The sequence below is a fragment of the Fuchsiella alkaliacetigena genome, from assembly GCF_023227765.1.
GTDB classification, from domain to species: domain Bacteria; phylum Bacillota; class Halanaerobiia; order Halobacteroidales; family Acetohalobiaceae; genus Fuchsiella; species Fuchsiella alkaliacetigena.
In genome coordinates this window covers 1-13,757 of the sequence record NZ_JALKBZ010000060.1, presented here as the reverse complement: position 1 = coordinate 13,757, position 13,757 = coordinate 1, and the positions used below count along the sequence as shown (strand labels likewise).

The window sequence follows — 13,757 nt, the reverse complement described above, 5'->3', positions numbered from 1 at the left end:
AACATTATATATGAGGTTTGGGTATGTGTCATCTTTATATTTAAATCATCTTGTGCATTTAATTATACAATGCACCAATTTTTAAGTCTAGATTATTTTACTTGCCGAATTCAAGTTTATTTCTAAAACTAAGGTTTAATCAAAAAAGTATAACAATTTAAATTAAGCTCAAAGCCTTATCTAAGCGTCTTAAAGTCTCCTCTTTACCTAAAATAGAAATGATATTATACAGTTCCGGGCCCGAATCCTGACCGCTCAAAGCATACCTTACTGGATGGTAAAAAAGCCTGCCTCCTACTGGTAATTCCTTCAATACGGCCCTTAACTCCTCCAACACAGCTTCTGAGCTATAATCTTCTAAAGTATCTAAACTATCTTTTAAAGTCTCCAGTACTAGATCAACATCCTCCTGCTTAAATATCTCCTCAGCTTTATCAACATCTTCATACTCTAACTCATTAAAGAAGATATCTACGTGTTCAGTAATTTGAGCCACATAGTCCAAAGAACCTCGTACCGTATCCACTATCTGCTCTAAATCAGCATACTCCTGCTCAGTTAACTCTTCTTCAATATAGCCTGCTTCCCTTAAGTAAGGAGTCGCCAACTCAACAATCCTATCTAGCTTAGCTTCTCTAATATAATTACCATTTAACCAGTTCAGCTTTTCTACATCGAAAACAGCAGGACTATTATTCACTTCCTGCAATCCAAACTGTCCTATAATCTCCTCAATACTCAAAATTTCCTCTTCGTCAGCCGGTGACCAACCTAATAAAGATAAGAAGTTAAGCATAGCTTCCGGTAAATAGCCCTGTTTTCTATATTCACTGATATATACATAGTCCTCACCACTTCTTTTACTTAACTTAGATCTATCAGCACCTAAGATCATCGGCAAATGAGCAAAGTTAGGCACCTCAAAGTCTAAAGCCTCAAAGAGTAGCATCTGTTTAGGAGTATTAGAAAGGTGATCCTCACCGCGAATAACATGGCTAATCTCCATTAAGTGATCATCGACTACTACCGCAAAGTTATAAGTAGGTATTCCATCGGACTTAACAATTACAAAATCATCCAAGACCTCGCTACTAAACTCCACATTACCGTGAACTAAGTCCTCAACTACAATCTTTTTTTCGCTCTTAGGTAGTTTAAATCTTAGCACTGCTTCCTTACCTTCAGCCTCTAACTTCTCTCTTTCGACAGCAGATAAGTCGCGACAGCGACCGTCATACTTAGGAGCCTGATCATTTTCTCTAGCCTGCTTACGCATCTCATCTAACTCTTCAGGCGTGCAGTAGCAATAGTAAGCTAAGTCTTTTGCTAATAGCTTCTCAGCATACTCTTCATAAATATCTATTCTTTCGCTCTGTCGATAGGGCCCTAATTCACCTCCAGCTTGAACTCCTTCATCCCAGTCTAAACCAAGCCATTCCATCTCCTGCTTAATAACCTCTTCAAACTCAGCAGTAGAACGTTTTTGATCAGTATCCTCGATCCTTAAAATAAATGTACCCTCTTCTTTTTTAGCATATAACCAGTTAAACAAAGCAGTCCGAATATTTCCTATATGTATTTGTCCCGTAGGACTTGGTGCAAATCTGACTCTAGTTTCGCTCATTCTTTTCCCCTTCCTCTACAACTGATATTTTTACATTATATTATAAAGCAGATTAACAATTATTGCAAGTCTATTTCCAGCTCTCAGTATAATAAACTTTAGTTAATATTGTTATATTGTTTTGTTCAAATGATAGAGGACAGAGGATAGAGGATAGATAAAGTTCAAAAGATTAAAACCTGTTTGACGCTGACTAAGTTCTGACAAAAATCTGACAAAATCTTAAAACCTTTAAAATCTATTAGAACCACACGCCCTGAAACGACGCTTGCGACGTTTGTACTTTAACTAGTCATTACTCTGGAACTTTAGCTAGTCACTACTCTGGGGATAATAATCCCTAAAGAAGTGCCATTGGGGTGAAACACAAATTAACATAAATAAAAACCTTTAAACATTTTTTTGAAATTATGCTTTAATGTCTAGTCAGAACTTAGTCAGATTTTAGTCTGTGTCAAATAGATCTTGAACTTTATCTTTTTATCTTAATTTATCCTCTATCATTTATCATCTGTCCTCTGAAATAATAGAACGATATTACATATGTGTTTTTATTTAATACTAACAATAGCCTGAGCAGCAATTCCTTTCTTTTTACCTACAAAGCCCAAACCCTCAGTAGTGGTAGCCTTTATATTAACCTTCCCACCAGCAATACCTAGTATTTGAGCAATATTTTCCTCCATCTGCTCAATAAAAGCAGACAACTTAGGCTTTTGAGCCATAATAGTAGCATCTATATTATTAACCACATAATCTTCAGCCTCCAAAAAAAGCTGAACCTCTTCTAAAAGCTTCAAACTAGATATTCCCTGATACTTAGGATCAGTATCGGGAAAATGCTTGCCGATATCTCCAGCCCCCGCAGCTCCTAGCAAAGCATCCATTACCGCATGTATTAATACATCAGCATCGGAATGTCCTTTTAAGCCTAAAGAAAAATCAATCCTTACTCCACCCAATACCAGCTCTTCTTCCTCCACCAACCTATGTACATCATAACCAATACCTACTCGCATCTCTGCCTCCTATTGATAATAGTTTCAGCAATACTCAAATCCTCAGGAGTGGTAACCTTCAAATTCTCATAGCTACCTTTAATTAACTTAACTCTTTTATCCAATCTTTCTACTAACATTGCAGTATCAGTGCCTAAAAACTCATCTTTAAATGCTTGTCGATAAGCCTGCAAAGCTAAGCTATATTCAAAAGCTTGCGGGGTCTGTATGGCCCACAATCTATCCCGCTCAGGAGTATCTTGTACAAAGTTCTCTTCATCGACTCTCTTAATTGTATCTTTAACTGGGACAGCTACTCCTACTGCCCCATGTTTTTTAAGCTCTTGCAAACTCCTCTTAATAGTCTCTTGTTTAACTAAAGGTCTAGCTCCATCATGAATTAAAACATAATCAGCCTGCTCAACAGCTTGCAAACCATTATAGACTGATTCCTGTCTAGTTGCCCCCCCAACGACTAGAGAACATTTAGATTCCAAATCATATCTATCTATCACTTGCTGCTGACAGTAAGCTAATTCTTCCTCTTTAACTACAACTATAACTTCGCTTATCAGCTCCAGTTGTTGAAAAGCTTCAATAGTATAAGCTAGAATAGGCTTTCCCAACAAAGATAAGTACTGTTTATTGAGTTCACTTCCCATCCGCTTACCCTGACCAGCAGCAGGGATAACAGCTATTATAGTATCTATATTAATCACCTACTTTTATTTCAAGTTTGTTATCAAAATAAAACAAAAATATAATTAGTATTATTAATTTTATAATTCCTATAAAGCCTGTTCGGCTTGCTTAGGTTTAGCGAAAATCATCCTTCCAGCAGCAGTCTGGAGTACACTAGTTACTAGCACCTCTATTTCATCGCCAATATAGTTCTTTCCTTCATCGACTACAATCATAGTCCCATCATCAAGATAACCCACACCTTGCCCAGGCTCTTTTCCATCTTTGATAATCTTAACCGACATCTCTTCTCCAGGTAAGACCACAGGCTTAACAGCATTAGCTAGCTCATTAATGTTTAATACCGATACTCCTTGCAGTTCAGCTACTTTATTTAGATTATAATCATTAGTGATCACTTTACCATCCAGCACTTTAGCTAACTTAACCAGCTTCCGATCAACCTCATCTATATCTTCAAAGTCTTTTTCGTAAATTTGTACTGGAATATCCAGCTCCTTTTGAATTTTATTTAAAATATCTAGCCCTCGTCGACCTCTATTCCTTTTTAAAATATCGGCTGAATCAGCTATATGCTGCAACTCTTCTAAGATAAACTCTGGAATTACTAATATTCCATCAATAAATTCAGTTTGACAGATATCAGCAATTCTACCATCAATAATCACACTTGTATCTAAAATCTTACAGGGAGCTCTTAATTCATCTTCCTTAGAACTACTTAGTATACCTCCGGGCCCGATCATATTAGTTAGATTATCGAATAATTTAAAGATTCCTCCTCGCTTCTTAATAGCTAAATTTAGCCCTAAATAACCCAAGGTTAAGTTGACTATCACTTGCAAAGAAAGACCAAATCTAGGAATAGAAGCTAATGGAAAAGCAAACACCAATAACACTCCTAAACTTAAACCCACTATTAGTCCTAACAGTCCAGCTATAATATCCTGAAAAGGAATTCTTTGCAACTTAGTTTCAAAACTTAAGATAACCTCAAATAACTTTTCAATTACAATAGGTAGTACCAAGTAACCAGCTAAAGCACCTATTAAAATTCCATAAATCTGATTGCTAGTCACAAGTTGACTTATATTTGCTAAGCTAAAGGTTAAGTCCTCTGCTAAACCTAATACATCGGTAACTTGATAACCAATCACAGCTCCAATAATAGTAAAAATACCTCTCCAAATTAGTTTTAACATCCTTCTCCCACACCTCCTTTCAAAAAATAACAATACATAAAGATAAAACGTCAGGCTAACCTGACGTTATTCTTCCTCATCCTCACCTTTATTAACAAAGATTTCATCAATCCGTTCTTCGATTTCCTCTTCGCTCTCATCCTCGGCTAGCACTAGTTCGCTAATTAAAATCTGCCTTGAATTACTCAGCATCTTCTTTTCCCCAGTCGAAAGACCTTTTTCTATATCTCGAAGAGTTAAGTTTCTCACTACCTCAGCTACCTCGAATATATCACCAGTTTTTATTTTTTCAGTATTAGCTCTAAAGCGTCGATTCCAATTTTGAGACATTTCACTCTTCTCTCCGCGTAACACTGTAAAGACATCATCAACTCTACCTTGGTCTATAACCTCTCTGATTCCAATATCTTCTATATTATCCTTAGGAATCATTACTCGCATTTCACCAATAGGAAGCTGCATGATATAGTACTGCTTAGTTTCGCCTAAAACTTCCTTTTCTTCTATTCCTACGATAGTGCCTGCACCGTGATTAGGATAAACAATTTTATCTCCAGTTTCAAACATTAAATTCCCTCCATTCACTACATAATAACCCTTCATATTGTATCATACCACTAAGGAGATGTCAATTAGAGATGCATCCGCTGTTCTAATAGTGCTTGGTCTCGCAAGCGCTTTAAGCCTTCCTTGATAGCTTGAGCTCTAACTTCACCTACCCCATCAACATCATCTAATTCATCTATAGAGGCATTAAGAACTTCTTGGAAATTATCAAACTCCAATACTAAATTCTCAATTACCGGCATAGGTAATCTCGGAATTTTGCGCAATAATCTATATCCTCTAGGAGAAACTGAAAGATCTAAAACACTCATATTACCACCATAACCTAATCTCTTACTGATTGTAGTCAAACTGACTAAATCATCCGAACTTAAATCAGACATGTCATCCAACATTTCCTCTGGATCATTAATTAACTCTTCACCAGCAGAATCACTTTCTTCGCTCTCTATAGAATCATCCTCCATAAGTACTTTCGAAGGAGCAACATAGTCTTTAGTTAATAGTACCCCTTCATCTTTTATATTAGCTAATAGTTCTTCTAACTGCATATTTATCAGTCTACCTTCAGTTCCTAATTCATCAATATAACGCTCTATCTCTTCCCCAATCCGCAAAACCATTTCTATTCTCTGCAACACTGTAGCTACATCAGAAATGGTAACTAAGTCTTGAAACTCCAAAGCGCTTAACTTATTTAACGCCTGATCTAAAACACTTCTGTATTTTTCTAAGGTCTGAATAGCTTGATTAGCTTTAGCCAAAATAACTCTAATATCCTCTAGAACATACTTCTTTTCTCCTTTATATAAGGATATTAAGTCCCTACGTTGAGAAATCGAAATTACTAATTCTCCCGTCTGTTTGGCTACCCTCTCCGCAGTTCGATGTCTAGTCCCAGTTTCCATAGAAGATATATCGGGATTAGGAACTAGTTGAGCATTAGCACATAAAATTCTTTCACAGTCACTGCTTAAAACAATAGCTCCATCCATCTTAGCCAATTCATATAAGCGAGTTGAAGTTAATTCACTGTTAATATTGAAGCCCCCATCTACTATTCCTAAAATTTCTTCACTATCTCCAACAACAATTAAAGCTCCAGTTTTAGCTCTCAAAATATTCTCTAAACCCTCTCTAAAAACTGTGCCCGGAGCTAAAAGCTTAAGTACATCTTTGAAATCTTCATGCTGAGCAGACACTCCTATACTCACCCCCCAAAAACTAAGTCTAATACTTCTGTAATCTGACTAATCCCCAAAATATCCTTATTTATTTCTGAGCCAATCTCTAAAGAGTCATAGTTGCTATTAGGAATTAAAAATTTATTAAAGCCTAACTTTTTAGCCTCTTTAATTCTACGTTCTATTTGAGCTACAGCTCTAACCTCTCCCGAAAGACCTAACTCACCAATCACTAATAAGTCATCTGCTAAAGAAAAATCACGCAAGCTAGAAATAACCGCTATAGCAATTCCTAGATCAATCCCCGGTTCATCTACCTTCATCCCGCCAGCAATATTTATATAAACATCTTGATCTTGTACCTGCAAGCCTACTTTTTTCTCTAAAACAGCCAAAATCAAAGAAACACGTTTATGGTCTACTCCGGAAGTCATTCGACTAGGAGTCCCAAAGTTAGCAGAGCTAACTAAAGCCTGCACTTCAACTAAGATAGGCCTACTACCTTCTATACTAGCTACAATTACTGAACCTGAAACTTCACTAGGTCGCTCGGAAACAAAGCGTTGAGAAGGATTAAGCACTTCTACTAACCCCTGTTGTTTCATTTCAAAAATGCCTATCTCATTAGTGGAGCCAAAACGGTTCTTAGCTGCTCTCAAAACCCTATAGAGATGGTGTTGTTCATCATCAAAATAAAGTACAGTATCCACCATATGCTCCAAAACTTTGGGCCCGGCAATGGAGCCCTTCTTAGTTATATGCCCTACTAAAAATACAGGGATATTTTCCGTTTTAGCCAGACGCATCAACTTAGCAGCACACTCTCTAACCTGACTAACACTTCCCGGAGCAGAGTCATAATCTGGATCGTAGATAGTCTGAATAGAATCTACAACTACCAAGTCCGGTTCAATATCTTTAATCTCCTTTTCAATTAAAAAATAATTCGTTTCCGCTAAGATATATAGTTCCGAATCAGTAACTTTTAGCCTATCAGCCCTTAACTTTACCTGATACTCAGATTCCTCAGCCGATATATATAACACTCTACCATATTCAGAAGCAATCCGATCTGAAATCTGCAATAATAAAGTTGACTTACCTATTCCTGGTGCTCCGCCAATCAAAATTAACGATCCAGGAACAATCCCTCCTCCTAATACTCTATCTAGCTCCTTAATTTTGGTTGCAAATCTAGTTACTTCAGTAGCTTGAATCTTATCCACTCTACTAACTTGACCCTGCGGCTGAAAACTACTAAGGTCTACCTCTTCATTTTTATCATCATTATAAGCTTCTTCTACTAAAGTATTCCACATTCCACAACCACTACATTTGCCATTCCACTTCAAAGATTCATAACCACATTCTTGACAGACATATCTACTCTTCTTTTTAGCCATTAGCTATCACCTAAAACTATTCTTTAAATTACCTATCTGATTTAAAACTTAACTTATATTATAACATTTTTAGCTCTAATTAACAAGTTGAAAAGCAGACCAAACAGTTACACCTGCTCAGTCTGCTCTAACTTACTTTTAGCAAAGCTTATTAAAAACTAATTCTTCATCTTCTACATCAACTTCGATTCGTTCTCCACTTTCAAAATCTCCACTCAAGATCTTTTCAGCTAAAGGATTTTCTACTAATCTCCTAATAGTCCTTTGTAGGGGTCTAGCTCCAAACTCTTTATCAAAGCCTTTTTCACCTAATAGTTCTTTAGCTGCTTCAGTTACTTCAATCTCTAAGTTCTTCTCTGCTAATCTATCTCCAACATCGACTAACATCAAGTCAACTATCTCCTTTATATGCTCCAAATCAAGAGCATGAAAGACTATCATTTCCTCTAGTCTATTTAAAAACTCCGGTCTGAATCTCTTCTTTAGCTCCGAAGTAACCTTATCTTTCATCCTTTGATAAGAGTCTTCACTATCTTCATCAGCTTTAAAACCTACTCCAGCTTGATTCTCTATTAAGTTAGCTCCAACATTAGAAGTCATAATAATTATTGTATTTTTAAAGTCTACAGTTCTACCCTGAGCATCGGTTAGCTGTCCATCCTCTAAAACCTGCAAAAGAACATTAAATACTTCCGGATGTGCCTTTTCAATTTCATCCAGTAAAACAACAGAATAAGGTCTTCTTCTTACTTTTTCAGTCAACTGACCACCTTCATCGTGACCTATATACCCCGGAGGTGCTCCAACTAATCTAGAAACAGCATGCTTTTCCATATACTCCGACATATCAATTCTAACCATAGCTTCTTCATCATCAAACATAGCCTCAGCTAAAGTTCGAGCTAGTTCGGTTTTACCAACTCCTGTTGGCCCTAAGAAAATAAAAGAACCAATAGGACGCTTAGGGTCTTTTAAACCAGCTCTAGCTCTGCGTACTGCTTGAGAAACAGATTCAATAGCTTCATCCTGGCCTACTACTCTTTCATGGAGTTTTTCCTCTAAACGCAATAGTTTATCTGCTTCATCTTCAGTCAACTTAGTAACAGGAACTCCAGTCCAGTTAGAAACAATAGCTGCTATATCCTCTTCTTTAATTACTGCCTCATCTCTACCTCTTTCATTTTTCCACTCTCTTTCTAAATCTTCCAGTTTAGCCTCCAGTTTTTCCTGTTGATCTCTCAGTTTAGCTGCCTTTTCAAACTCCTGAGCTTCTACAGCAGCCTCCTTTTCTTGATTAACCCTCTCTAGCTCCTTATTCAAATCTTTAAGCTCCGGAGGAATAGTATTCTCCTCTAGTCTAACCCTAGCTCCAGCTTCATCCATTAAATCTATTGCTTTATCTGGCAAAAATCTATCGGTAATATAACGCCTAGATAAGTTAACCGCTGACTCAATAGCCTCATCAGTAATTTTAACTCTATGATGAGCCTCATAAACATCTCTCAATCCTTCTAAAACTGCTCTAGTTTCCTCAACAGAAGGCTCCTCAACTAAAATCTTTTGGAATCGTCTTTCTAAAGCAGCATCCTTTTCAATATGCTTTCGATATTCATCAAGAGTAGTAGCCCCAATGCACTGTAATTCACCTCTAGCCAAAGCAGGTTTTAATATATTAGCTGCATCAATAGCCCCTTCAGCTCCCCCAGCTCCTACTAAACTATGCATTTCGTCAATAAAGAGAATTACATTACCTGACTCATTGATCTCTTTTACTACTGCTTTTAATCTTTTTTCAAACTCCCCTCTATACTTAGAGCCTGCTAATAAAGAGCTTAAGTCTAAAGCCAACACTCGCTTATCAGCTAAAATCTCCGGAACATCATCTTCCACAATTAGTTGAGCTAATCCTTCAGCAATAGCAGTTTTACCTACTCCCGGCTCGCCAATCAAACAAGGATTATTCTTTTTCCTCCTACTTAAAACCTGTATCACCCGTTCAATCTCTTTTTCACGCCCAATTACTGGATCTAACTTTTCTTCAGTAGCCAGTTTAGTTAAATCACGGCTAAACTCATCTAAATTAGGAGTATCGCTAGTCTGCATGCTAGACTGGCCCATCTTTTTTCCTCCCCCTAATTTATCAATAATCTTCTTCCTTAATTCATTTATTTCTATTCCAGAATCCTTTAACACTCGAGCCGCTACCCCTTCTCCTTCCTTGGCTAAACCTAATAATAAATGTTCAGTTCCCACATAATTGTGACCCAATCTTCTAGCTTCTTCCATAGACAAATTCAATACCTTTTTAGCGCGAGGAGTGAAGTTCAATTTCTGAGCTTGAACTGAAGTTTCACTTTCACCAATTAAGCCCTTAATTTTATTCCTTAATTCATCTAAATCAAGTTGATAATCCTGCAAGGTTTTAGCAGCAATACCCTCCCCTTCATCTAATAAGCCTAATAACAGATGTTCAGTGCCTACATAATTATGTCCCAAATTTTTAGCCTCATCCTGGGCCAGAACTAATACCTTTCTAGCCTTTTCAGTAAAACGACCAAATATCATTTTATCCACCCCTTCTAATTTTCACTAATTCTACTTCTAATTAATTCAGCTCGCTTTTGATCTCTTTGAGTAGATGTTAACTCTTTTTCTGCTAATTTCTGTAAAGCAGCTGGACTAATCAAAATTACTAACTGATTTAGGATATTAGCAGAAACATTCTCAATAATCTCTAAATCAATTCCTAACCTCACATCAGATATCAACTTCATAGCTTCTTTAGTAGATATTTGACGAGCATAGCTTAAAATACCATAAGCACGATAAATTCTATCTTCTAACTTCAACTCATTTTCTTTCAGTAAAGCTTCTCTAGCACTTCTTTCCTGTTCAATAATTTGATTAATAACGCCCTGTAGATTGTCAATAATCTCCTCTTCAGTAGCACCTAAAGTCACTTGATTAGATACTTGATAAAGATTACCTAAAGCTTCAGATCCTTCACCATATAAGCCTCTAACAGCTAAACCAAGTTGAGAAATAGCTCCCAAAACATCATTGATTCGTTTGGTTAAGTTCAAAGCAGGCAAATGCAACATCACTGAAGCTCTCATTCCAGTACCAGCATTTGTAGGACAAGCAGTCAAATAACCATATCTTTCATCAAAAGCAAAGTTTAATTGAGACTCCAAATAATCATCTACTTTATTATTGATTTCCCAAGCTTCATTTAACTGTAAACCTGACAGCAAGGTCTGTATTCTAATATGATCCTCTTCGTTAATCATAATACTAATACTTTCATCATCGGTTAAAGATACAGCTTTATTCTCTCCTGCCTGAGCATGTTCAGGACTAATTAAGTGCTTCTCCACCATCACTTCTCTCTCTAAAGCTGGGATAGTCTCCAACTCCAATAGTTTTAACCCATATTCATTATCACCATCACTTAATACATCTTTAACTTTCTCCACTACATGCTTAGAATCTTCACTATCAGCGCTTTTTGGAAAAGGAATTCCCATAATATTTCTAGCTAATCTGATGCGACTACTGATTACCACATCAGAGTCGGGCCCTGCCCCTCTCATCCATTTATTTAAAGTATTATTAATCTTACTCGTTAAAGACATAATCTCACCCCTTTATTCTAACTCAGCTTCTAGCTCTTTAATTTTATCTCTTAGCTTAGCTGCTTCCTCAAACTTCTCCTTTTCTACAGCAGCTTGCATCTGTTTACGTAAGTCTTGAATCTCTTTCTTTACCTTAATCAATCCCCCAGTTCTTTGGGGCACCTTACCATTATGGCGATTGCTACCGTGAATCTTCTTTAACAGCCTTTCAGTCCAGTTGCCAAACTCCAAATAACATTCATTGCAGCCTAAGCGACCACTATTACTAAACTCTTTATAATTCAAACCACAGTTTTCACATTCCTTTTGCTCTTGATAACCTAATCCCAAAGAAGAACCCGTGCTTTTGGAGGTGAATTCATTATTCAATAATCCAGCTAGCAGATTATTAAAAGAAAAAGAAGGAGCACTAAAGGCTAACTCCCCTTTCTCTTGAGCACATTTTTTGCATAAATAGATTTCTTTTTTTTGATTATTAATAATCTTTGTTAAGTGCATAGTAGCCTCTTCCTCTTGACAGCTTTGACATAACATAGTAATCCCCCTTAAGCCTCTAATTATTTTTAGCTAATGCCTTTAGAGCCGCCTTTAATAATCTCGCTCTCAAAAAATCTCTTTCTGGCAAATCCAAATCTAAACTTCTCCGATGCAGTATATGTGCTAACATTTCTTTTTCCCTTTTAGTAATCATCTCTTCTTCAAAAAGCCTTTGTAAAAGATTATTAGCCTTCTGTTGTGATATTTGATTATCCAACTGTTTAAATACCTTTTCAATAATCTTTTCTTTAGAATCAAACTCTAATTTAGTAATTTTAACATATCCTCCGCCGCCTCGCTGACTATCCACTACATAACCACTTTCTAAATTAAACCTAGTCTTTAATACATAATTAATCTGCGAAGGAACACAGTTAAACTCTTCAGCTATTTTATTTCTTTGAATTTTAATTTCGTTACTTGAACTACTCTGCATCAGTAGCCTCTTAAGATAATATTCTATTTTATCTGTTAGACTACTCATTATAATCCCTCACTTCATTTAACTTTGACTATTCTTGACCTTAATAACTATTATACATATTTCTTATATTTTTGCAAGTATATTTAAGGTTTATTTTTTACGATTAAAGCTAATTTATTCTAATTAAATAAATCAAATTCTAAAATACGCTTTTTTACATCACTTTCCTTAGTATAGTATAATTCAAATACTAAAAATAAAAGATCTACCTTAAAAAAGGTAGATCAAAACAATATATGGTATGATTTTTACTTTAGATAATTTTATTTTAAATCACTATCAAGCTAAATAATTATTTAATTATTTAACTTTTCATAACATAGAACTTCATCCAAAGGCTTTCTTTTAGGAGTTGAAGGTTGACTATCAGTAAAACCTAAAGAAATAATCGCTACTGGAAAATAAGGATCTGAAATATTAAATAACTCACATAACTGCTTTTCGTCATACTCACCAATCCAACAGCTACCTAAACCTAAACCATGAGCAGCCAATAACATATTCTGAATAGCAGCTGCTGTATCTTGAATGCAGAAATACTTAACTGAATAATCATTATCAGCCCTTCGCTGCTCAGAGTTTTCATAATCGGCACATACTATAATAGCTACTGGAGCTGAAGACAAAAACCTAGCATATTTGCTTTCCTCACTTATCTCTTTTAACTTTTCTTTATCTCTAGTAACAATAAATTTCCAGGGTTGTTCATTATGAGCTGAAGGAGCAAAACGAGCTACATTAACTATTTTCTCAATTAAGTCATTTGAAACAGCTTTATCAGAATATCTACGAATACTTCTTCTAGTTTTTATCAAGCTCAACAGATCCATAATTCTTTACACCCCTTTCAAAAATATATTATTTTTATCCTTATTATTATGATTCTATTATTAATCATTTTTTCCTGCAGAACTTAAATAGTTTTAAAGTAAATTATCAAAATATATGTATTATAATTTTAGATTATAAAATAATAAGGAAAAACAATTTGTTTATTAAGGAGGATTAATTCAAAAATTTCATTTAAAAGAAATTTAGGACTTTTAGATCGCAGCATTCGAATGCTGCTTGGCTTAACTCTAATTTGGATTAGCTTTTTAGGAATATTTGAAAATCAATTTATAATTAATTTAGGTTATTTATTAGGAGTTCTTCAAATTATAGAATCAATATTGGGTTATTGAATAATCTATGATATCTTAAGTTGGTCAACCTATGAAGAGATTTAAATAAAAAACAAATACAAAAATAAAATGGCTCCCCGAGCAGGACTCGAACCTGCGACACGATGGTTAACAGCCATCTGCTCTACCAACTGAGCTATCGGGGAACACATAAATATTATAAATCCGGCAGTGACCTACTCTCTCACAGGGTCCCCCCTGCAATACCATCGGCGCTGGAGGACTTTACTTCTGTGG

At 35.8% G+C, this 13,757-nt stretch carries 13 protein-coding genes, 1 tRNA gene and 1 rRNA gene; 1 reads left to right on the top strand and 14 read right to left on the bottom strand.

The window, feature by feature from the left end; translation table 11 throughout:
* Positions 1-157: 157 nt before the first annotated feature.
* The 12 genes from gltX to MWH30_RS12160 all read right to left on the bottom strand — a co-directional run bounded on the left by gltX (position 158) and on the right by MWH30_RS12160 (position 13,166).
* Positions 158-1,624, bottom strand: a complete 1,467-nt coding sequence (gltX, locus tag MWH30_RS12215) for a glutamate--tRNA ligase (protein ID WP_248664372.1) — start codon at positions 1,622-1,624, stop codon at positions 158-160.
* A gap of 551 nt (positions 1,625-2,175) precedes the next feature.
* Positions 2,176-2,643 carry a 2-C-methyl-D-erythritol 2,4-cyclodiphosphate synthase gene (gene ispF / locus MWH30_RS12210; RefSeq protein WP_248664371.1) on the bottom strand — a complete coding sequence of 156 codons (468 nt, stop codon included), beginning with the start codon at positions 2,641-2,643 and terminating at the stop codon, positions 2,176-2,178.
* Positions 2,634-3,341 carry a 2-C-methyl-D-erythritol 4-phosphate cytidylyltransferase gene (ispD, locus tag MWH30_RS12205; RefSeq protein WP_248664370.1) on the bottom strand — a complete coding sequence of 236 codons (708 nt, stop codon included), beginning with the start codon at positions 3,339-3,341 and terminating at the stop codon, positions 2,634-2,636. The genes ispF and ispD overlap by 10 nt, the downstream gene beginning before the upstream one ends.
* 69 nt (positions 3,342-3,410) lie before the next feature.
* On the bottom strand, positions 3,411-4,526 hold the full coding sequence (locus MWH30_RS12200) for a PIN/TRAM domain-containing protein (RefSeq protein WP_248664369.1): 1,116 nt from the start codon (positions 4,524-4,526) through the stop codon (positions 3,411-3,413).
* Positions 4,527-4,592: 66 nt separating this feature from the next.
* Positions 4,593-5,093, bottom strand: a complete 501-nt coding sequence (locus MWH30_RS12195) for a CarD family transcriptional regulator (RefSeq protein ID WP_248664368.1) — start codon at positions 5,091-5,093, stop codon at positions 4,593-4,595.
* A gap of 65 nt (positions 5,094-5,158) precedes the next feature.
* Positions 5,159-6,295 (bottom strand): DNA integrity scanning diadenylate cyclase DisA, encoded by a 1,137-nt coding sequence (gene disA, locus MWH30_RS12190; RefSeq protein WP_248664367.1) that lies wholly within the window; start codon positions 6,293-6,295, stop codon positions 5,159-5,161.
* Between the two features lie 8 nt (positions 6,296-6,303).
* The gene (gene radA, locus MWH30_RS12185; RefSeq protein ID WP_248664366.1) at positions 6,304-7,680 is read right to left on the bottom strand and encodes a DNA repair protein RadA; all 1,377 of its coding nucleotides are present in this window, start codon (positions 7,678-7,680) and stop codon (positions 6,304-6,306) included.
* A gap of 138 nt (positions 7,681-7,818) precedes the next feature.
* On the bottom strand, positions 7,819-10,245 hold the full coding sequence (locus tag MWH30_RS12180; protein ID WP_248664365.1) for an ATP-dependent Clp protease ATP-binding subunit: 2,427 nt from the start codon (positions 10,243-10,245) through the stop codon (positions 7,819-7,821).
* A 14-nt stretch (positions 10,246-10,259) separates the two neighbouring features.
* The gene (locus tag MWH30_RS12175) at positions 10,260-11,315 is read right to left on the bottom strand and encodes a protein arginine kinase (RefSeq protein WP_248664364.1); all 1,056 of its coding nucleotides are present in this window, start codon (positions 11,313-11,315) and stop codon (positions 10,260-10,262) included.
* Positions 11,316-11,327: 12 nt separating this feature from the next.
* Positions 11,328-11,849, bottom strand: a complete 522-nt coding sequence (locus MWH30_RS12170; protein WP_248664363.1) for a UvrB/UvrC motif-containing protein — start codon at positions 11,847-11,849, stop codon at positions 11,328-11,330.
* 19 nt (positions 11,850-11,868) lie between these two features.
* Complete coding sequence (locus tag MWH30_RS12165) at positions 11,869-12,336, bottom strand: CtsR family transcriptional regulator (protein WP_248664362.1); 468 nt, start codon at positions 12,334-12,336, stop codon at positions 11,869-11,871.
* 296 nt (positions 12,337-12,632) lie between these two features.
* On the bottom strand, positions 12,633-13,166 hold the full coding sequence (locus MWH30_RS12160) for a nitroreductase family protein (protein ID WP_248664361.1): 534 nt from the start codon (positions 13,164-13,166) through the stop codon (positions 12,633-12,635).
* Positions 13,167-13,322: 156 nt separating this feature from the next.
* On the opposite strand from MWH30_RS12160, the gene MWH30_RS13995 reads away from it, so the two are divergent.
* Positions 13,323-13,520, top strand: coding sequence for a YgaP-like transmembrane domain (locus MWH30_RS13995; protein WP_372494177.1), 198 nt, complete (start codon positions 13,323-13,325; stop codon positions 13,518-13,520).
* A gap of 70 nt (positions 13,521-13,590) precedes the next feature.
* On the opposite strand, the gene MWH30_RS12155 is transcribed toward MWH30_RS13995, so the two are convergent.
* Positions 13,591-13,666: transfer RNA gene (locus tag MWH30_RS12155), tRNA-Asn, on the bottom strand.
* Between the two features lie 17 nt (positions 13,667-13,683).
* Positions 13,684-13,757, bottom strand: a 5S ribosomal RNA gene (rrf, locus tag MWH30_RS14035); the annotation flags it as partial.

Bases quoted from the DNA above. Each gene is read 5' to 3' on its own strand.
- ispF (WP_248664371.1), bottom strand. From the start codon at position 2,643: ATGCGAGTAGGTATTGGTTATGATGTACATAGGTTGGTGGAGGAAGAA.
- MWH30_RS12175 (WP_248664364.1), bottom strand. From the start codon at position 11,315: ATGTCTTTAACGAGTAAGATTAATAATACTTTAAATAAATGGATGAGA.
- radA (WP_248664366.1), bottom strand. From the start codon at position 7,680: ATGGCTAAAAAGAAGAGTAGATATGTCTGTCAAGAATGTGGTTATGAA.
- MWH30_RS12200 (WP_248664369.1), bottom strand. From the start codon at position 4,526: ATGTTAAAACTAATTTGGAGAGGTATTTTTACTATTATTGGAGCTGTG.
- MWH30_RS12165 (WP_248664362.1), bottom strand. From the start codon at position 12,336: ATGAGTAGTCTAACAGATAAAATAGAATATTATCTTAAGAGGCTACTG.
- MWH30_RS12170 (WP_248664363.1), bottom strand. From the start codon at position 11,849: ATGTTATGTCAAAGCTGTCAAGAGGAAGAGGCTACTATGCACTTAACA.
- MWH30_RS12180 (WP_248664365.1), bottom strand. From the start codon at position 10,245: ATGATATTTGGTCGTTTTACTGAAAAGGCTAGAAAGGTATTAGTTCTG.
- MWH30_RS12195 (WP_248664368.1), bottom strand. From the start codon at position 5,093: ATGTTTGAAACTGGAGATAAAATTGTTTATCCTAATCACGGTGCAGGC.
- gltX (WP_248664372.1), bottom strand. From the start codon at position 1,624: ATGAGCGAAACTAGAGTCAGATTTGCACCAAGTCCTACGGGACAAATA.
- MWH30_RS12160 (WP_248664361.1), bottom strand. From the start codon at position 13,166: ATGGATCTGTTGAGCTTGATAAAAACTAGAAGAAGTATTCGTAGATAT.